The organism is Thiomicrorhabdus chilensis DSM 12352 (genome assembly GCF_000483485.1).
GTDB lineage: Bacteria > Pseudomonadota > Gammaproteobacteria > Thiomicrospirales > Thiomicrospiraceae > Thiomicrorhabdus > Thiomicrorhabdus chilensis.
In genome coordinates this window covers 2,051,432-2,070,457 of record NZ_KI519609.1, presented here as the reverse complement: position 1 = coordinate 2,070,457, position 19,026 = coordinate 2,051,432, and the positions used below count along the sequence as shown (strand labels likewise).

At 47.6% G+C, this 19,026-nt stretch carries 15 protein-coding genes; 12 read left to right on the top strand and 3 right to left on the bottom strand.

Annotated elements, in window-relative coordinates; translation table 11 throughout:
• Positions 1–207: 207 nt before the first annotated feature.
• From B076_RS0109825 to B076_RS0109805, 3 genes are all read right to left on the bottom strand, one after another.
• Positions 208–1,515, bottom strand: coding sequence for an OmpP1/FadL family transporter (locus tag B076_RS0109825; RefSeq protein WP_028487154.1), 1,308 nt, complete (start codon positions 1,513–1,515; stop codon positions 208–210).
• A 531-nt stretch (positions 1,516–2,046) separates the two neighbouring features.
• Positions 2,047–2,616, bottom strand: a complete 570-nt coding sequence (locus B076_RS0109810) for a DUF302 domain-containing protein (RefSeq protein ID WP_028487153.1) — start codon at positions 2,614–2,616, stop codon at positions 2,047–2,049.
• Positions 2,617–2,768: 152 nt separating this feature from the next.
• A complete protein-coding gene (locus B076_RS0109805) occupies positions 2,769–3,902 on the bottom strand; it encodes a 4-phosphoerythronate dehydrogenase (protein WP_028487152.1) in 1,134 nt (377 codons plus the stop codon).
• Between the two features lie 115 nt (positions 3,903–4,017).
• On the opposite strand from B076_RS0109805, the gene B076_RS0109800 reads away from it, so the two are divergent.
• From B076_RS0109800 to B076_RS0109745, 12 genes are all read left to right on the top strand, one after another.
• Complete coding sequence (locus B076_RS0109800; protein ID WP_028487151.1) at positions 4,018–4,650, top strand: alpha/beta hydrolase; 633 nt, start codon at positions 4,018–4,020, stop codon at positions 4,648–4,650.
• Positions 4,651–4,916: 266 nt separating this feature from the next.
• The gene (locus tag B076_RS0109795) at positions 4,917–6,314 is read left to right on the top strand and encodes a TolC family protein (RefSeq protein ID WP_051347296.1); all 1,398 of its coding nucleotides are present in this window, start codon (positions 4,917–4,919) and stop codon (positions 6,312–6,314) included.
• 85 nt (positions 6,315–6,399) lie between these two features.
• Entirely contained in the window at positions 6,400–7,494 is a 1,095-nt protein-coding gene (locus B076_RS0109790; protein WP_028487149.1) for an efflux RND transporter periplasmic adaptor subunit, read from the top strand.
• Positions 7,495–7,496: 2 nt separating this feature from the next.
• Positions 7,497–10,832: an efflux RND transporter permease subunit gene (locus B076_RS0109785; RefSeq protein ID WP_028487148.1), complete on the top strand. Its 3,336-nt coding sequence runs from the start codon at positions 7,497–7,499 to the stop codon at positions 10,830–10,832.
• A gap of 430 nt (positions 10,833–11,262) precedes the next feature.
• Complete coding sequence (locus B076_RS0109780; protein WP_028487147.1) at positions 11,263–11,766, top strand: GlcG/HbpS family heme-binding protein; 504 nt, start codon at positions 11,263–11,265, stop codon at positions 11,764–11,766.
• A gap of 388 nt (positions 11,767–12,154) precedes the next feature.
• On the top strand, positions 12,155–12,358 hold the full coding sequence (locus B076_RS0109775; RefSeq protein WP_028487146.1) for a hypothetical protein: 204 nt from the start codon (positions 12,155–12,157) through the stop codon (positions 12,356–12,358).
• 51 nt (positions 12,359–12,409) lie between these two features.
• Positions 12,410–12,877 (top strand): hypothetical protein, encoded by a 468-nt coding sequence (locus tag B076_RS0109770; RefSeq protein WP_028487145.1) that lies wholly within the window; start codon positions 12,410–12,412, stop codon positions 12,875–12,877.
• A 48-nt stretch (positions 12,878–12,925) separates the two neighbouring features.
• On the top strand, positions 12,926–13,810 hold the full coding sequence (gene cpaB, locus B076_RS0109765) for a Flp pilus assembly protein CpaB (protein ID WP_028487144.1): 885 nt from the start codon (positions 12,926–12,928) through the stop codon (positions 13,808–13,810).
• Positions 13,807–15,381 (top strand): type II and III secretion system protein family protein, encoded by a 1,575-nt coding sequence (locus tag B076_RS0109760; protein WP_245566349.1) that lies wholly within the window; start codon positions 13,807–13,809, stop codon positions 15,379–15,381. The genes cpaB and B076_RS0109760 overlap by 4 nt, the downstream gene beginning before the upstream one ends.
• Positions 15,381–16,667, top strand: coding sequence for an AAA family ATPase (locus tag B076_RS12685; RefSeq protein ID WP_084205755.1), 1,287 nt, complete (start codon positions 15,381–15,383; stop codon positions 16,665–16,667). The genes B076_RS0109760 and B076_RS12685 overlap by 1 nt, the downstream gene beginning before the upstream one ends.
• Positions 16,668–18,083 (top strand): CpaF family protein, encoded by a 1,416-nt coding sequence (locus B076_RS0109750; RefSeq protein ID WP_028487142.1) that lies wholly within the window; start codon positions 16,668–16,670, stop codon positions 18,081–18,083.
• Positions 18,083–19,024 carry a type II secretion system F family protein gene (locus B076_RS0109745; RefSeq protein WP_028487141.1) on the top strand — a complete coding sequence of 314 codons (942 nt, stop codon included), beginning with the start codon at positions 18,083–18,085 and terminating at the stop codon, positions 19,022–19,024. Before B076_RS0109750 ends, B076_RS0109745 begins: the two co-directional genes overlap by 1 nt.
• Positions 19,025–19,026: the final 2 nt, after the last annotated feature.

Below are 19,026 nucleotides of genomic sequence, written 5' to 3'. Positions count from 1 at the left end.
TGTTTACGCCTCAGTTGGTTTTTGGTTTTTGGTTTTTGCACAGTATGCCGGAAAACCGAGTAACAAAAAAGACAAAAGAATTAAAAATTTTAGTGGGGCGGTTTAGACAGGCCTGCTGATTTACAAGACCCGAATTCGTGAAAGGTGCAGACAATAAAAAAGCCGCTGAAAAGCGGCTTTTTAAGTGCTTGAAATTCTAAATAAGAATTAGAAGTTCATGCGTAGAGACACAGTGTACCCGATTTGAGAGTGGGTGACTTCGTGTTCAGAAGAAGTGACCATTCCGCTTGTAAGCATGTTGCTGACGGCAGATGTGTCAACTGTTTTGTCAACTTCAGCCGCATAAACAACGGCCGCATCGATTGCCATGTTTTTAGTGATGTTATAACCACCACCAAAAGTAAAGTGGCTTTCAACGACGGCTGGGAAGAAGTGGTTATTGAATAGATCGACGGCTTGGCCAGCGTAGGTGTTGTCATCAATCTTGTCAATCGGATCAGAGCCGAAGTTGTAACCAGCACCTACCCAGTAACCGTTGCCAGAGTACTTGGCACCGAGCCCGAATACATTCTGATCTTCCCAGTTGAAGTCTTTATAGCCTTCTGCATCGCCCCACTTGATCTGCTTGGCATCGGCAGTGAACATCCAGTTTCCGGTGGTATAAGCTGCACCAATTTTGATTTCGGCCGGCTGTTCCAGTTTATCACTAAGATTTACACCGAACATTGGTAACATAAAGCCGTCAGCTGCAACAGAGATTTGGTCGTCATATTCCATAGAAATAGCGGACTGGTAAGCGGCTGCGATGGTGAACTCTTTGGTGACATCAAAGTAAGCACCCAAGTTAAAGCCATAACCTAAGTCGGAAGACATGCCGTTGCCAATGCTCTGCATGACAGGTTCCATTGATTGGTTGCTACTAATAGAACCGTCCGCTTGATAAAATTGCGGGGCCATATTGGCATCTCTGGCTTGGTTTCTGTAGTTAATGTCTAAAGCACCATATTGAATAACGGGGGCGAAACCAAAACCGAAGTTGTCTTTATTATAGGCCAAAGAAGGTGCGAATTTCATGATCTGCAGGTTGCTGTAACCATTGAATAAAGCATCGGAATCACGATAGTCGGTACCCATACCGGCAGAACCGAAAATCCCTAAACCAAACGTCCAGTTGTCATTGATGCGGGTTGAAAGAGATACTTCTGGAATGATATTGGTGTCCGCGTCACTGGTTTGTGAGGCGGCAGGTTGCCCCATTGTAGCAACATCAGTAGTTGCTTTAACGTCCGGCTTAAATAAAGTTCCACCAATCGCAAATTCAGTGCCTTGTGATTTACCTAGCAAAGCCGGGTTGGTCAAAGCGTTTTCTGAACCGAAGAATGCAGCCGTACCGGTACCACCTAACGCGCGTGACTGGGCACCCAGTCCGATTAGGTTGTCACCGTTGGTGGCTAATACAGGAGTTGAAATCATAGCTGAGGTAGCGATTGCTAGAGCTAATTTGGTTTTTCTCATGAGTTGTACTCTCTTTTGTTGTTTTAGTTATGAGCCGGCTTATGACGCCTGCTTCTAAAGTCGAGAGTTACTATGCATTAATTTTTTTAGCTTAGATAATTAAAAGATTTTTATAAGCTATTAGTATGATTGATTAAGATTATGCGTAATAAGTACACCTAATGCGCCGATAATTTAAGTTTACAATGATATTCTGTAACATATTGAAAATTAATAAGAAAACTTTATTGTTTGGTCGTCTTGGATTGTTTGTTCAGGCGGGTCTTAAGAAAGGAATTTTATGCGGCCTTAAAATTTTTATGGGTTAGATGTGGTACTAAGAGGATTGATTATTTAATGCTGCTTAATACTGATGGTTAAACCTTCACAGTTTTTATGGATGAAAATGGGATTTGGCCTGCTGAAAGCGCGGGTCAGAAAACCAAAAAAAGCCGCTAAACTCGATTGAATTCAGCGGCTCTGATTTTCAGGCTTATGAAATGGACAGGCCTGTCCATTTTAAAGTCTGTTCTTTGCTAGGTCTCGGATGGCTTAGAACGCGCCAGACTTACCTTTTTGCAACATTTCCCACATGGTGTCACGTACTTGCATAGTAGCTTCTAGCAACTCAGGAGGCATCTTTTTACCCATTTTGATCGCCATGTCCATGTTCATGGTGTAGATGTGCAATCCATCTTCTTCTTCAACAATGTTTACACGACAAGGTAGGAAGCCAGCCATTGCAGGAGAGAAGTCGGTCATTTTACGAGCGGTTTCCGGATTACAGAAAGACATAACGTGAATAACGCCAGACTCGATGCCGCGAGCGTTTAGCTCTTCAGAAAGTGGTAGTTCACCCACGTTTTTGATATTGCGGTTGATCCCGACATTGTTGATGGCATCGATTACGTCAACCAGCTCAACGCCTTCTTCAACTTTTACTTCCCACATAGTCGCATCGGCGATATCACCTTCCGCTTCTACCCATTTGTCCCAGATTTCCATAAAGGTTTCACCGGCACCGTCGTTCAGGTTTCCGATAGCGTTCATTGTGCCACAGCCTGACAGGGTGGTGACGGCGGCGGCAAGAAGAGCGGCTTTGATTGCGTGAGTGAATTTCATTATTTGTACTCCGTTTTTTTGATTTGTTGAGCATTCAACTTATGTTCGATACGTAGGTTACTCCGAACCTTAATAAAAGAAAATACTAATTTTTTTGTTGGCTAATAATATTTATTTATTAAGAAATGCTAATACGCTTATATAAGCGGGTTTTAAAGCATTTTAAAGTCTAATGAAATGAGTAACTTATCTACGTTTTGATCGCCGGTTTTTTCAAAATGATGGTGTTTCCACTCTCGATGTATTGGGTAATTTCTTCGGTAAAATTCGTATTGTTGGTGCAGTTTTGCCATGTCCGTATTCCGTATCGCCTGGTCATCTTGTCTAGGGTCATAGGTGAGTCGAAGAGTTTGGTAAAGAGTGCTTAGTAATGATTCTTTATATTGAATGTGCAGCACATTAGGCTCAGGCGGTAATTGTGTTTTCCAGGAATCGTCTGGTTCAATATTCCAAAACTTACAGAGTTGTTGGTAGACCATCTCCCCACCGGCGATTTTGGCATCCAATGAGTGGCCCGCTATATGGGGTGTGGCTAGGTAAGCGGCTTGATAGAGGGCTGAATCGATGTTGGGCTCGTTTTCCCAGCAGTCGATGATATTGGCCAAGGTTGTGGTTTGTGCCCAGGCTTGTTCATCAATGATGCCGCCGCGTGCAGCATTGATCATAATTTGATTAGGTTGGATTTTAGCCAACTTTTTAGCCGAAATTAGGTGGTGTGTGGGATCCTCGCCCGAATCAGTCAGGGGCGTATGCACGGTGATGATGTCGGCCTTGAGGCAGCTTTCCAAATCCACGTAATGGTCTGCTAGCTCCGGGTTTTGGCGAACTTTAGGCGGGTCATTAAGCAGACAGCGCATGCCCAAAGCTTGGGCTTTTCGATGCACCAGGCTGCCAACATGGCCCACACCGATGATGCCTAAGGTTTTGTTCTTGAGTTCAAAATCTTTGTGTTCGGCGACATCCAGCAGACTGGTGATTATGTATTCCGCGACGGAATTGGCGTTGCACCCCTGAGCCGAATAAAATTCGATGCCATTGTTTTTTAAATACAATTGATCGATATGGTCGAGGCCAACCACGGTGCTGCCAACAAACGAGACCGGGCTGTTTTTTAGTAAGGTCTCATTGACCTGTGTTCTGGAGCGCACAATTAAGGCATCGGCTTGCTTGACCGATTGCGCGTTTATGTCTCTTCCCGGCATCAGTTGAATGTCGCCAAGGTTGGAGAACATGGCTTGAGCGTAAGGAATGGCGTCATCAATAATGATTTTTTTGGGGTTTGGCATACTGTTCAACCGCGTTTAGTAAATGGATTAGAATGGATACATTATAGTTATTTGTATTTCAGATACGGGTTTTTGAATTGCAACTCGGAAACATCCTTCATAAAAAGGTCATCAAGTGAAGCGTAAAAAAAGTCAAACATTAAGCATTGCCGGGGTGGTGGGTCAGTTAGAGATTCGGTTAACGGAAGTCGATTCCTCCGGTTCGGAAAAACCGGCAGGCCTGGTGGTCATCAGTCATCCGCACCCTGAATTTGGCGGAACCATGGATAATAAGGTGGTCACGACCATCGAACGATCCTTTCAAGGATTGGGTTACAGCACGCTGGCTTATAACTTTCGCGGGGTGGGTGATAGTGAAGGTGAGTATGACGGTGGGGTAGGCGAGCAGGGGGATTTGGCTTGTGTGGTGAATTGGGCGCGCAAGCAGTTGATGTTTTCTGAGCTGGTGTTAGGCGGGTTTTCATTTGGGGCTTATGTGACATTGTCTGCGCAACCCAGTCTGAAGGCGGATCGTCTGTTGATTGTGGCGCCTCCCGTCGGGCTTTATGACTTTTCAGGAATTGAAGAGGTGTCGGTTCCTTGGGAGGTGGTGATCGGTTTGCAGGATGAGGTAGTGGAACCGCGCGAAATGCTCGATTGGGCAGTAAGTCGTGAGCGACAACCGACGCTTTATTGCCGAGCGGAGAGCAGTCATTTTTTTCATGGCCAGTTGGTATGGTTGAAAAAACTCATTTCATCCATCTATTAGCATTTACTTATATGTCGTTTTCTTTATAATATAAGAAAATTCTTATATGTTAATAAGCTTGTGTTATAACTTGAAACTCGATAAGGTTTGATTCAAAGTTAGCTTAACGCCCAAAGAGGGGATGATTGGCGGTTTGGAGTCGGAAATCGGATGAATTTAAAAGGATGTTACCACATCCTTTTTTTACTTGTGTCTAGCCCTTTTTCCTTGTTTAAAATCGGGTTATATCGAGTTTTCATTAATTGTATGCGGCGCACGGAGTCATTATGGAACAAAAAAATCGTTTGGGGTTGAACAGTTTGCTGTTTGCTTTGTCATTGGCTGTACCTGCTATGGGTCAAGCCAATATGGTGGGTCAGGTCAAGACCTATGAGTTCAAAGGATGTGTTGAAACCACCTTGAATCAAAATCCCGAGATGTCAGTCAGTGCCATGCGTATTGAGCAGGCCAAGTCCGCATTGAGCGAAGCCAGCCATAGCCGCTTGCCGCAAATCACCGCCTCGTTCACGGCTTCCAATTCCGATAATGCTTTAAATGTGTTTGGCATGAAACTGCAGCAACGACAGGCTACGTTTGCTGATTTTGGTTTTGCTGATATGAATGAAGGTCTTGATTATGTTCCTGGTGACTTAAATGAACCTGATGCCCATACCGATTACAACACTCGTATCGAGATGCTGATTCCGGTGTACAACGGCGGCAAGATCTCCTCTTATGAAGATCAAGCCAAGGCCATGATTCAGGCCGCTCAACACGGTGATAATGCCGTTAAGCAGGTATTGACCTTTAATGTTTACAAGGCTTATGAAGCCGTGCATACCTCCAGAGCCTACATTGAAGTGGCACGTCAGGCAGTATTGGCGGCGGATGCCTATGTGAAAACCACGGGCAACCTGGTTGAACAGGGGGTGTTGGTGCGTTCCGAACTCCTAAGTGCCAAAGTCAATCAATCCAATGCGCGTATGGGGCTGGAGAAAGCCCAAAATCAAGAAAAAATTGCTTTGGAAAGTTTAAAGATGTTGATGGCGTTGGATCCGGCCGATCAGTTCGAAATTGGTCAGCGTGTCGACATGAGTCTGCCGGCCGACAGCGTTGAGGATTTACTCTCCATGTCGATGTCTAAAAACCCGCAACTGGAAGCAAAACGTAAACAGGTTTCGTCAAGTTATGCTGCAGTGGGTGCAAGCAAAGCCGGTCTGTATCCGAGTTTTAACATCATGGCCCGTCAGGATTGGAATGATGATGAAATCGGTTTTGACAGCTCGTCCTATACCGTTGCAGGGGTCGTGTCTTGGAAGATTACCGATTTTGGCGTCACCAGCAGTGGTGTGGATAAAGCCACCGCAGCGGCTAAGGCTGAAGAGGCGCAATTGCGTTCACAAGAAAATCAGCTGCGTCTGGGGTTGATTACCGCCTGGAATAAGTTGGATGTGGCCAAGAAACAGGTTCATGTTAACCAGCTGGCGCAGCAACAGGCTGAAGAGGCGCAGCGTTTGGTGATGAAACGCTATAAAAATGGTGTGGCGACCATGACCGAAGTATTGGCCAGTCAGGCCTTATTGGATAAAGCACGCGCCGAGGTGGTGGCCGCCACTTATGAACAGAATATCCAGACCGCTAAATTACGTTTGCAAACCGGCACCATGGATTTGGCTTCGCTGTAGTAAAAGAACATTAAAAGACACGCTAGAGATACAAAAAGTTTGGTGTGTCGATATCAGAATTTAGATTGAGTATTTGAGGTTAGTTATGAAACAGTTCTATCAAGCAGTCACCCTTCCTTTATTGGCCTCACTGGCTGTATTGGCCGGGTGTTCAGGCGAAGAGGCACCGCAAAGCAAGGCAGAAATGCATCAGACGATTGAGGCGCCGGTGACGCGTGTGGAATTGGGTACGGTTCCGATGAGAGCCGTGGTACCTGGGACGATTGTTTCTGATCAGAAGGCGCAGATTTCGTCGCGATTGATCGGTTACATTAAAGATTTGAACGTTAAAGTCGGGCAGGAAGTCAAACGCGGTGAGTTGCTTTTCAGCATTGACTCAAGTGACATCAAGAGTCAGATCAGCCAGGCGAATTCAGGCTATCAGCAAGCCATTGCGGCTTTGGACGACGCTAAGTTGGATTATGACCGTTTCACCAAGCTGTTCAAGGAAGATTCGGTTTCCAAACAGCAGTACGATAAGGTGAAGTTGCAGTACAGCGTGGCTCAAGAAAACCTGTCGGCTGCGAAATCGGCACTGGATCAAGCCAAATCACAGTTGAATTACGCCAATGTACGCGCGCCGTTTGACGGTGTGGTGGTTGAGAAATTGGCCGATGCCGGGGCTTTAGCATCACCCGGACAACCAATTGTCGTGGTTGAAAACCTGCAGAGCATCAGTGTTCAAACCGAAGTGGCGGGTGAGCTGTTTGCGGTATTGCGTGCCGGAGATGAAGCGATTGTCACCATTGACGCGCAGCCTGAACCGCTGGTGGGAACCATCTACACCTTAGTCAGTGCCGCCAATCCAAAAACGCGTTCTCATACGGTTAAATTGAGTCTGCCTGCAATCAGTAATGTGAATACCGGTACCTTCGCGCGCGTGAGTTTCAAGCGCGGTGAACGTCAGACAATCTTGGTACCTCAGAGCGCAGTAATTGATCGTGCAGGCATTGAAGGGGTGTTTGTAGTGCGTGAAGGCAAAGCCTATTTCGCCATGGTTCGAACCGGTATGGCGATGGACGGCAAGGTTGAAATCCAGTCCGGTCTGGAGCTTGGGGAGATGATCGTCACTGACAATAATCGCAGTTTGTTGAATGGCGATACGGTTAAATCGATTGAGTCTGTGGGTCAAGGAGCGTAATCATGGCTGGATCAGAACAGACGCCTCAAGAAAATTTGAATATCGCCGGAAAGCTGGCCAAGGCTTTCATCCATTCCAAAATCACCATGATGATTATGATTGCCATCACTCTGGCGGGGATGATGGCCTATTTGGTGACACCTAGGGAATACAACCCACAGATTGTGGTGCCGGCGGCGAATATTATTGTGCCGAAAGGCGGCGCGACCCCGGAAGAGGTTTCCAATATGGTGGTCAAACCTCTGGAAGCGATTATGAATGCTTTGCCGGGTGTGGATCATACCTTTGGTTTTGCGGCCAACGATTTCGGTGTGGTGACGGTACAGTTTAAGGTGGGTGAAAATCAGGTGGACAGTCTGGTCAAGCTCTATAACCAGCTGATGCAGAACATGGATAAGATGCCACCAGCCACCCAGCAACCGCTGATTCGTCCAATCAATGTGGATGATGTGCCAATCATGACCTTAGCGGTAACCTCCGATCAGTTATCCGGCTTTGACTTGCGCGACGTCTCATTGAAGTTGATTGAAAACTTACGAAACGTCCCCGGTGTTTCCTTTACCGAAGTGGTGGGCGGCGATAAACGTGCGGTCAATGTCTGGCTGGATGCGCAGAAGATTTCGTTGACCGGCTTAACACTTGAGCAGATCAGTGAAATGCTTCAGGGCAGCAACGCTTCCATGCCGGTGGGTTCTTTGGTTAACAATAACAAAAACCAGCTGGTGAGAGTAAACGGTTATTTGGGAAGCGCCAAAGAGGTGGGCGACATCATTATCGGTTCCGATATGGGGCGTCCTATTTTCCTGCGTGACATTGCCACCATCGAAGACGGCCCACGAGAAGCGGATTCCTATACGCGAATTGGGTTTGGCCCGGAAGCGCCGATTGCCAATCATGGCGAGCAGCCAGCGGTGACCATTGCCATTGCCAAAAAGCCAGGCACCAATGCGGTGGAAGTGGCCAATGCGGTTTTGGAGAAGCTGGATTTCTTGAAAAAAGGCGTGGTTCCCGCCAATGTTGAGGTGATGGTGACCCGCAATGACGGTGAAAAAGCCAATGCGGCGGTGAACCTGCTGATGGAACACTTGGGTATTGCCGTAGCTTCGGTCATTGTCATTCTGGTGCTGTTTTTGGGTTGGAGAGAAGCCGGTATTGTGACACTGACGGTGCCGCTGATTTTGTTCGTGGTGTTGTTTGTTGGTTTGATTGCTGACCAGACCATCAACCGAATCACTCTTTTCGCGTTGATCTTGTCATTGGGGCTGCTGGTGGATGCCGCCATCGTGGTCATTGAAAACATACACCGTCACATTCATGAGGGATTTGATCCGGAAAATTTCGACACCTTATTGATTAAAGCCACCAATGAGATCGGGAATCCGACCAATGTCGCGACCTTGGCGGTCATCTTGGCGTTTATTCCGATGTTGTTTGTGACGGGTATGATGGGGCCGTTTATGGCGCCGATTCCATTTAACGTGCCGGTGGCGATGATCGCCTCATTGGTGATTGCCTATATTCTGGTGCCTTATGTGGCTTATCGCTGGTTGGGTAAAAAAGCCATTAAAGAGATGCAAAAACGGGAAAGCCTGCATGCCCATCATGTGCATAAGGAAGATTGGATGCAGCGTTTGTATGTGAAGTCAATCAATCCGTTGATTGAAAGCCGTACCAAGCGAAATGTGTTTTTGTTTGTGGTGTTGATGGCGCTGTTTGCGGCGATGTTGCAGCCTGCGCTGCAATTCTTGCGTGATGATGGCATGAACAATCCGTTGCATCCTGCTGGAGTTGAGGTGAAGATGTTGCCTTACGATAACACCAGCACGTTCCTTGTACAGATTGACATGCCGGAAGATTCGGCTTTGGAAGCGACTGACCGGGTGGTGCGTTATGTGGGGGCGCAAATTGCCAATACTCAGCACGTTACTGATTACAGTGTTTACCTGGGGCGTCCAGCTCCGATTGACTTTGCGGCACTGGTGCGGGGTGATTTGATCAAGCAAGGTTCCAATTTTGCGCAAATCCGTGTGAACCTAGTGAACAAGCATCACCGCTCGGAGTCATCGCATGACATCGCGATTCTGGTGGATGAGCAATTGGATGCGATTCGTAAAAGCTTTCCGGAAGCGAATATCAAGATTTATGAAACCCCTCCGGGGCCACCGGTGACTACTCAAATCATGGCCGAACTCTACGGTCCGGACTATGATAAATTGCGTGAAGCGGCGGTTGAGGTGAATGAAGCTTTTGAAAATGTTTATGGTATGGTCAATGTTGATAATTCCGTAACTTCGGATATTGAAAGTTATGAGGTCAATATCGACCGTGAACAAGCCAATTTGTTAGGTGTGGCGCCGGCACAAGTGGCCAAGATGTTGCGTGATTACATCAGTGGCTATGAGTTGGGTTACATGCATTTGGATAATGTTCGTGAATCGGTCAATATTCTGGTACGTTTGCCGCGTTCGGAACGCACCGTCGCAGAGCAGTTGTTGTCGTTACGTGTGCAGTCGCGTTCCGGTGAAGCGGTGCCTTTGTCGGCCGTGGCAAACATTGAGAAAGTGAAACATGCCAAGCCGATTATCGATCGTGACCAGCATAAGATGGTGATGGTCGGTGGTGAGTTGCTTAAGTCCAGCCCGGTTTATGCGGTTTTGTCATTGGACAAAATGCTCGATGGTGTGACTTTGCCGAACTCGGGTGTGACATTCCATACTGCAAACTTGGGCTTTGTGACTGCACAACCGGATGATGTCATGGATTACAGCCTGTTGTGGGGTGGTGAAATGCGCCTGACACTGGATGTGTTCCGCGATATGGGAAGTGCCTTTATTGTGGCCTTGATTTTCATCTACTTGATTCTGGTAGGGTATTACAAGTCCTTTATGATGCCGGTGATTGTCATGGGGGCGATTCCATTGACCATGATCGGGGTGTTCCCTGGGCACTGGTTGACCGGTCAGGCATTTACCGCCACTTCCATGATTGGGGTCATCGCGTTGGCGGGGATAGTGGTGCGTAATTCCTTGCTGTTGATCGACTTTATTTTGGAATACCGTCGGGAAGGCCAGACATTGAAGGATGCGGTGATTGAAGCCGGTAAGGTACGTTTCCGTCCGATTCTGCTGACTGCTTTGGCGATCATGTTCGGCTCGATGATCATGATCACCGATCCGGTATTCGGTGGTTTGGCAGTGGCATTGATTTTCGGTACCTTGTCATCGACCATTCTGACTCTGCTGGTGATTCCGCTGATGTATTACATCTGGCAGTGGCACGGCGGTGTCAAACAGCAAGAGGCCTTGGCGGCACAGCAGGCTCAAAATAAAGAATCCTGATCGGCTATGTCATTAAGTTAATGAAAATGGTCATCCTGAGCCTGTCGAAGGATCTGCGACAGGCCTGCACATTTTTACAAGAGGCTTCGCCTTCGCACCGCGAAGCAAGTATTCCTGGAGTGTGTAGCATAACGAGAAGTGTGATTAGGGTGACAATTTAAAACTTAGCTGAACGGCACGGTTTATTTAATAACGCCCTGTTGAACTGGTTTCAACGGGGCGTTTTTTTGAGAAAATGGACAGGCCTGCTCATTTTCAACAGCATTTTAAATGATTGGGGTGGGTTTTATAGGCAATGGCTATGTTTCACCTCTGAAGTCTAGGCTGGTTTTTTGTATAAGGCCTGTTAGAATGAAAGTTCTAAAAACTTAGGCAAGGGTTGTACTGGCTGGGTTTTGTAGAGTTAATTGAATTGAATAAGGAGCGGATAATGATCGCCAAAAAATTGAAGCAATTAGTGGTTGTGTTAGGTTTAAGTGCCGTGGTTTCTACACCGGTTGTAGCCGAAGAACCGATGACTGTCAATGTGGCACGTCTTTCTGTGGATGTGACCAATAAAATTGCCATGGGTGCGATAGAGTCTTGTCGTGAAAAAGGGATTCCAATCAGCGTGACCGTTGTCGATCGTAATGGGATTGTCCAGACACAGATGCGCGATACCATGGCGCCACCGGTTTCATTGGGAATCAGTAAGAAGAAAGCCTACACCGCCGTGATGTTCAACGTCAAAGGTTCCCAGCTTGGTAGTCGTGCCGACAGCCCTCTACAGAGCATGGGTGAAGGCTTGGCGTTTATGGCCGGCTCTACGCCAATTAAAGCTGGCGGCAAAATGTATGGTGCAGTCGGTGTGAGTGGTGCTCCAGACGGCATGGACGACGAGGCCTGCGCTATTGCCGGCGTTGAAACCGTGCAGATGGATCTGGAAATGATGTAGATTTAAACGCGTTGCGTTCTGTTTAGAGGAGCGTACATTGTTTATAAAAGGCCAGCTTTAAGCTGGCCTTTTTTTGTTTAACCCTCTGGTTTCTAAATCTTACCAATGGATTATAGGGGTATAAATAACAGGGTTTAATTATATAGTTATTTTCTAATATATTGCCTATTTATGCCCATAAAAGAAAATTAATATCCTTTATTATCAGTCAGTTAGACTCTTGTATGATGCGTATTTTTAAGGCAAGAAAATTTACTTATCGCTTAATCAAAAGTTTTATTTATAAAGTTCTATAAAAGTTATTGACTACGCAAAAGGCGCAAGTTTAAATGGCCTCCAACCCGAAGACGGGAATTCACAAATTTTTAACAAAACCGAGGTGGTTAAGATGTTGAACGAAGCAAAAGTGTTGGAAATGATCAGAGCCAAACAAGTCAAAAAACAGAAAGGCGCGTCGATGATTGAGTATGCGTTGGTGGTTGCTGGCGTGGCAGCAATTGCGGCATTGGTTTTTGATGGTACTACAGGTGCAGGTACAGTTGGCGGTGCTATTCAGACTGCTGTAATTGATGGTGTAACACCAACAGAATAACGCCGGTTTTTAGACTTGAATCATCCTGCTAAATTTCAGCAAGGGGCCGTAATGCTGGAAACGGCCTATGTGCTCCCCATTATGTTGGCGGTTATTTTGTTCGTGGTGGAAGTGGTTGCTTTCGCCTTGAATAGTTTCGCCGCCAATGATGTCTTGACGGATGTGCATAGTGCGATTCTCAGTGAGGTGTCTGATGTCAGCAATCTGGCATCCGGTGCTTCACTTAGCCCGGCTCCTGTTTACGCTTCTTGTAGCGGGGGCAAGGTGGCATTGCCAACTGGTGCCAATGCCATCTTAAAAACCCATGTGCAACAGGCGCTAGAAGAAAAGGGTGTAACCTTTAATTCTAAAGAGCCAATCAGTGCTACTTTTACCAATAGCACAATCTCGGGGTTTGATGTCTATGTGCTCAACTTCACCGCAACGGCCAATTCCTTATTGTTGCCGGAGATGATTGAAGTCATGCTCCCGATGAGTGTCGATACCATTATCAGTATCAAAGACAATTGTACTTCTTGAGGATGCCTATTTTAACGGGTGCCTAAATCCAAATCTGATGAGTTAATTATGAAAATTCAACGCAGTGATTTCATCCTGTATGGCGTTGCGCTGCTCTCTGCCATTTTGGCGGTCGGACTGGTGTACGGTTATGTCGAAAACCGCGTCGCCGAAGCGGAAAGCAAGACCGAGGTCAAAACTGTCACCGTGATCGAAAAGCCCGAGCTGCGTTCTGTGGTGGTGGCGAACCGTGATTTGTATCGCGGTGAGAAAATCGAGATCGATGACATCAAGGTGTTGATGGTGCCGACTGAAGGTGTGATTGCCCAAGGCGTGGTGACACAGCCGAATGCGGTGGTGGGCCACATTGCCAAACAGCATATTTTTGTCGGGGAGTGGTTGATCGATCAGAAAATCGGTTTGCAGGAGGAGTCGGAAAGTAGCGTCGAGGCCTTATTGGAGAAAGGTATGCGTGCCATCCGTATTCCGGTATCGGCGGAAAGCGGTCTGCTTGGAATGCTTAATCCCAGTGATCATGTGGACGTCATCAGTGTGTTTGAAAGCGCCGACGGCAAGCGCATGATCAGCCGTACCATTTTGCAGAATATTGAAGTTCTGTCGATCGGACAGACCAACCGTATGGGCAAGATGAAGCAGGAAGAAGCTCAGAAAGCCACTGAAGATAAACAGGGTGAGGCGTTTGTTAAGGCTTCCATGGTGGCCTTGAATGTCAGTACCCGTCAAGCCGAGCAGGTTGCGTTGGCGATGAATGTCGGCGCGATTCATTTAGCCTTAAGGGGCCCGGCGGATGTGGATTTGATCGAAACCGACGGCGTCAATGTCAAAGTCATGGAACGCGCTAAGCAGCGTCCGCCAAAATTCAAGCCCAAGCAGAGTCGCGATGTGATTCAGATCATGCAGGGTGACAGTGTTCAAGAGGTGATTACACGATGAAAATGATTTTCAGCTGGATTAAGAAAACCGCATTGATGACGAGTTTGGGGTTGATCATCCTCCCGGTTGATGCGCACGCAGAATTGGCCAAGGTTTATAATCTGACCGAAACCGACAGCCAAATCATCAAGTTCGACCAGGCCTTGAAGCGTGCCTTGATTGCCAATCCTGAATTGGCGACGGTGAAGGTGCTCAGTAACAAAGAATTGCTGCTTACGGGGAAAGGTGCCGGACGTACGCAATTAATCGTGACTTATCGTGATAAGCCAAATGTCGATCACCAGGTAGTATTGAATGTGGCGCCAGATCAATCCCGTCGAGAAGAGATTGAGTCGACCTTGAATACCTTGCTTAAGGATTTGAATCCGCAGGGTACGGTCTCTTATGAACTTAAAAATATCTGGATCAATTCTGAAAGTGCAGTACGTCGTGAAGTTGATCACATAGGCAACCAGATTGATGACGATGCGGCTTTGAAGGCCAGTAAACGCAAAGACAAAGATGTATTGCAGTCGGAAGAATCCGCAGGTTCAATCAGTGCCCAGCCATTAGCGGGCAACTACATGGTGTTGTTGAGTGGTGAAGTGCCAAATAAAGCCCAGAAAAAACGCATCCATTCGGTTATCTCGGCTTTGGGTTTGAGTGTGGTTAATATGGTCAAGGTGACCGGCCCGCAACAAGTCAAACTGTCGGTGAGGGTTGCAGAAGTCGTTAAGGGAAATCCTTTCCGAAGCGGTTTTGCGGCCAGGGATAAAAAAGATCGTTATGGTATTTTTCCTCCAGGGAACTTGGGCACGACAGCCAGCTTTCTTTTGAACGTCGATAATGTGGCCTCGGGCACGCCTGCGGGCATGGTGTTTCCGCATCCCGACGGGTTCCAAATTGGTATCAATCCCAGGGAGGGGAATTTGTTTGGTGTGTTATCGATTCTTGAAGGAAACAACTTGGCGCGTGTTTTAGCTAAGCCGGAATTGATTGTACAGTCGGGTGAGACAGCTGATTTTTTGGTGGGGGGCGAGGTACCTATTCCGGTTGCGCAAGATAATAATACGATTACCGTGACCTATAAAGAGTTCGGCGTGCGTCTGCGTTTCAGTCCAATCATTACCGAATCCGGCGAGATTCAGATGACGGTGGCACCGGAAATCAGCAATATCGATGGGAGTGCTGGAGTTGTAACAGGAGGAATTGAGGTGCCTGGCTTCCGTTCTCGCAAGGCCAATACCACCATTACCCTGGCGGCCGGGCAGAGTTTTGTCATCGGTGGTTTGATTCAGGATAATCTGCGCTCTTCAATTTCCAAGATCCCATTGCTGGGTGATATTCCAATTATCGGTACGTTGTTCCGCTCAACCAGTTACGAAAAAGATCAGTCGGAACTCGCCATTTTGGTAACCCCGACTTTTGTTGAGCCGATTGCCGAGGGCACCAAGGTTTCATTGCCGGGCGAACGTATGCAGCGACCAAGTGCCGCAGACGGCTTCTTTATGGGCAAGGTGGCAGAGCTTCTACCAGAGGGTGAAAGTGCATTGCCGGAGCTGTCGGTCAAAATCGGCCTGGAGAAACCCTGATGAATCAGTCATTACCCACCAGTTCTATGGCCTTAAAACAAGCCCTTTACTTTGGATCGGATGAAGACCTTAAGGAAGCGGTGCGCGTATCGGTGATGTCCAAATATTTGCTGGAGCCTATGACGGAAATTCCTCACATCTGGCCGGAAGAGATCAGTTTGGTGTTGATGGAATATCACGGGAATTCGGAAGAGATTCTGGAGAAAATCAATCAGGTTCTGACCCTGGCCAAAGGTGTGCCGATCTACATCTTGCTGAAAGAGAAAAATGCCGACTTTATTATTGAGGCCAACCATCAAGGCGTTCAGGGGTTTGTCGAATGTCCTAACGAAGTGTTCAACATATTATCGATCCTGCACATGCAGGATCGCCGCCGTCAGGGCAAAAATGGTAATGTCTCGTCGATGTTCAGTCTGAAAGGCGGGGTAGGTTGTACCGCTCTGGCCACCAATTTAGCCTCGCATCTAAATGATTTGACCGAAGGCAAAACAGTGCTGGTCGATTTGAACATGCCTTTAGGCGACACCTCCTTATACCTGAACATGGAAGGGCAGCGCCTCTACTCCTTGACGGACTTCGTCTATAACCTCAACCGGTTTGATGAAAAATTGATCTATAAGTCCCTGAGCCGCCACGAGTCCGGCTTGTATGTGTTGTCTCTGCCAAGCGAAGTCAGTGAGTTGGATAACCTCAACGGCGAACTGATCAAAACCATTATCCAGTCGTTACGCCGTTATTACGATCATGTGATCATCGACTGTGCGAGCGACTTATCCGATTTGACTCTAAGTTGTCTCGATGAATCGGACAATATCGTGCTGGTGGCCGAGCCTTCTTTATCGTCGTTCCGGGCAGTAAATACCGCCATTCAATTGACTCAGAAGCTTGGTTATTTAAAGGAGTCCATCAAGCTGGTGGTCAACCGTAGCACCAGTCATGATGACGAGATGCTGGAAGAGGTGGTGGACGCGTTGGATGTCAGTACCGTTGCCCGGGTGGCAAACGATTATCTGGGCTTTAACGAATCCTTGAAAGAAGGGCGTTTGCTTAAGGAGTATAAACCGGAGTCGGTCGTCAACAAGCAACTGTTCAATATCGCCAATATGCTACATAACGGCAGTCTGAAACTTGATGTGGGTGAGTTGGGCACTAAGCCCGCGCGAGTCAAGGGCCTGTTGTCCGGATGGCTGTCGGCCTATAAGGGAAGTGTAAAGAAAAAATCGTCTAAGAATCCCTCTAGTAAGACATCGTCGACGGCCATCGACAAAAATGTCGCGGTGTCTTAAATGAGCATTCGTGACCGTTTACGTCAAGTGGAACAGCAGCGTCAGGTTGCGACTGAATTGCAATCTAATGAAAAGGTTGAGAAACCGAGCATGGGAACGGCGGGAAGAGCCGCCATGAATGATGTCAATATGTCGCAGAACGCCTCTTTTTTGGAGATAAAACATCGCTGTCAAAAGAAAGCTACTGAAGACGATGCCTTCTACCAAGCGGACAGCAAGGAAACCCGCCAGGAGCTCAAACCACGTTTGGAATTGCTGGTGCGTGAAGTGGCCGCGGAGATGGGCTATCCTCTTTCGGATATTGAAGTGCGTCAACTTGGGGTGGAGTTGTTGGATGAAATTTACGGCTTGGGTCCGATTGAACCTCTGCTGGCCGATCCGTCGATTTCCGATATCCTCATCAACGGCTATAACCAGATTTATGTGGAACGCGGTGGTCAGCTTGAGTTGACCGATGTGAGTTTCATCAGCGAGGAGCATTTGCGCAATAAGGTTGATCGCATGCTGTATACCACCGGCCGTCGTGTGGATGAGTCCTCACCGCTGGTGGATGCGCGTCTGCCGGACGGTTCCCGTATCAATATCATTGTCCCACCGTTGGCAGTGGATGGAATCAGCGTCTCCATCCGCCGTTTCCCGGAACAGCATCTGCGTCCAAAAGATCTGATTGCCTTCGGCTCCATGACCGAGCAGATGTTTTTGTTTTTGGATTATGCGGTCAAGGCCGGTTTGAATATTCTGGTGTGTGGCGGTACCGGTTCTGGTAAAACCACTACACTGAACATGCTTTCCGGTTTGATTCCTGAAAACGAACGCACTGTCACCATAGAGGACAGTGCTGAATTACGAATGCAGCAGGCGCACGTGGTACGTCTTGAAACCCGTCCACCGAATGCCGAAGGTGCGGGGGAAGTGTCGCAACGGGAACTCTTGAAAAACGCATTGCGTATGCGCCCCGACCGCATTGTGCTGGGTGAGGTGCGTGGCGGGGAAGTGCTGGATATGTTGCAGGCGATGAATACCGGGCACGACGGCTCTTTAGCGACCTTGCACGCCAACAGTCCGCGTGACAGCATTGCCCGTCTGGAGTTGATGATCAACCTCAGTGGTGTGGAAATTCCGGCGGCCTCGATCCGCAAACAAATTGCGAGTGCGATTGACCTCATTATTTACGTGAATCGAGGCAAAGACGGCAAACGTCGCGTCGAATCGATTACCGAAGTGGTGGGGGTTGAAGAGGATAACGTGGTCTTGCAGGAAATCTTTGTGTTCGAAAACCTGCTCGACAAAACCTCCGAAAGCATGCGAGGTCTATTTCGTGCCACCGGTTTACGCCCCGGATGTGGCAAGAAGTGCGAGGCGGTGGGGTATCGTTTGCCGCCTGATCTGTTCAGTTTTAAGCAGGAAGTCAGGTAATGGATTTAGGTTTTGCCATTGTGGCTCTGGCTGTGCTGTTTCCGTTTATATTGGTTGGATTCGGGCTGTCCTTGAAACGTCAGCAGTATCGGCAAAATGAACTTAAAAAGTTGATGGTGCGTGTCGGTATTAATCAGGCAGAACACACCAGTTTTCAGGATCAGTTGCTGTCACAAAAACAGAAACCCTGGTTTGTGTGGATCAGCGGTAAATTCAAGAAAGCCGGTATCAACCAAAAAAACGAGATTGTGCGTCTGCTGGTGATTCAGGCAATTTTACTGTTTGTCAGCGCTTTTGTGCTCGCCACCAAATACAGTGTGCTCACCGAAAAATTGGTGCTGCTCAGTGTGATACTGCCTCTATTACCGGCTTTTTATTTGGCGATCAAGATTCACCAGCGTCAGCGTGAGTTGCGCAAACAATTTCCAGACATGTTGGATTCCATCGTGCGCTCCTTGCATTCCGGTTATGGTATAGACGGGGCTTTGGCGGCGATTGCAGAAGATATGAACGGCCCTTTGGCGCAAGAGCTCAAAGAGGTCAATAAACAGCTTACTTTGGGCATTAGTATGCGCGATATCCTGCGTGAATTTCAGCGACGAGTGGACTTGCCAGAGGCGCAGTTTTTTGTCATCACCTTGATTATTCAGCGCGAAACCGGTGGGCAGTTGGCGGTGATTTTGACCGAACTGTCGCGTTTAATGCGTCGCCGGGAAAACTTTCAGTCTAAACTCAAGACGCTCACAGCCGAATCTCGTTTTACCGCCTGGTTCATCGGCGGTGCCCCAGTGCTCTATATCGGTTATAAATATTTCTTTGATCCAAAGTCGATGGATTTCTTTTTGAACGACCCTCTAGGCTTCAAGTTGTTTTTAATTTCAGTGGTTTTAATTGGCATGGGCACCTTAATTTTGCGCCAGATGTTGAAGATGAGGTTTTGATC

Coding starts and splice junctions, on each gene's coding strand:
- B076_RS0109825 (WP_028487154.1), bottom strand. CDS start 1,515: ATGAGAAAAACCAAATTAGCTCTAGCAATCGCTACCTCAGCTATGATT.
- B076_RS0109810 (WP_028487153.1), bottom strand. CDS start 2,616: ATGAAATTCACTCACGCAATCAAAGCCGCTCTTCTTGCCGCCGCCGTC.
- B076_RS0109805 (WP_028487152.1), bottom strand. CDS start 3,902: ATGCCAAACCCCAAAAAAATCATTATTGATGACGCCATTCCTTACGCT.
- B076_RS0109795 (WP_051347296.1), top strand. CDS start 4,917: ATGGAACAAAAAAATCGTTTGGGGTTGAACAGTTTGCTGTTTGCTTTG.
- B076_RS0109790 (WP_028487149.1), top strand. CDS start 6,400: ATGAAACAGTTCTATCAAGCAGTCACCCTTCCTTTATTGGCCTCACTG.
- B076_RS0109785 (WP_028487148.1), top strand. CDS start 7,497: ATGGCTGGATCAGAACAGACGCCTCAAGAAAATTTGAATATCGCCGGA.
- B076_RS0109780 (WP_028487147.1), top strand. CDS start 11,263: ATGATCGCCAAAAAATTGAAGCAATTAGTGGTTGTGTTAGGTTTAAGT.
- B076_RS0109775 (WP_028487146.1), top strand. CDS start 12,155: ATGTTGAACGAAGCAAAAGTGTTGGAAATGATCAGAGCCAAACAAGTC.
- B076_RS0109770 (WP_028487145.1), top strand. CDS start 12,410: ATGCTGGAAACGGCCTATGTGCTCCCCATTATGTTGGCGGTTATTTTG.
- cpaB (WP_028487144.1), top strand. CDS start 12,926: ATGAAAATTCAACGCAGTGATTTCATCCTGTATGGCGTTGCGCTGCTC.
- B076_RS0109760 (WP_245566349.1), top strand. CDS start 13,807: ATGAAAATGATTTTCAGCTGGATTAAGAAAACCGCATTGATGACGAGT.
- B076_RS12685 (WP_084205755.1), top strand. CDS start 15,381: ATGAATCAGTCATTACCCACCAGTTCTATGGCCTTAAAACAAGCCCTT.
- B076_RS0109750 (WP_028487142.1), top strand. CDS start 16,668: ATGAGCATTCGTGACCGTTTACGTCAAGTGGAACAGCAGCGTCAGGTT.
- B076_RS0109745 (WP_028487141.1), top strand. CDS start 18,083: ATGGATTTAGGTTTTGCCATTGTGGCTCTGGCTGTGCTGTTTCCGTTT.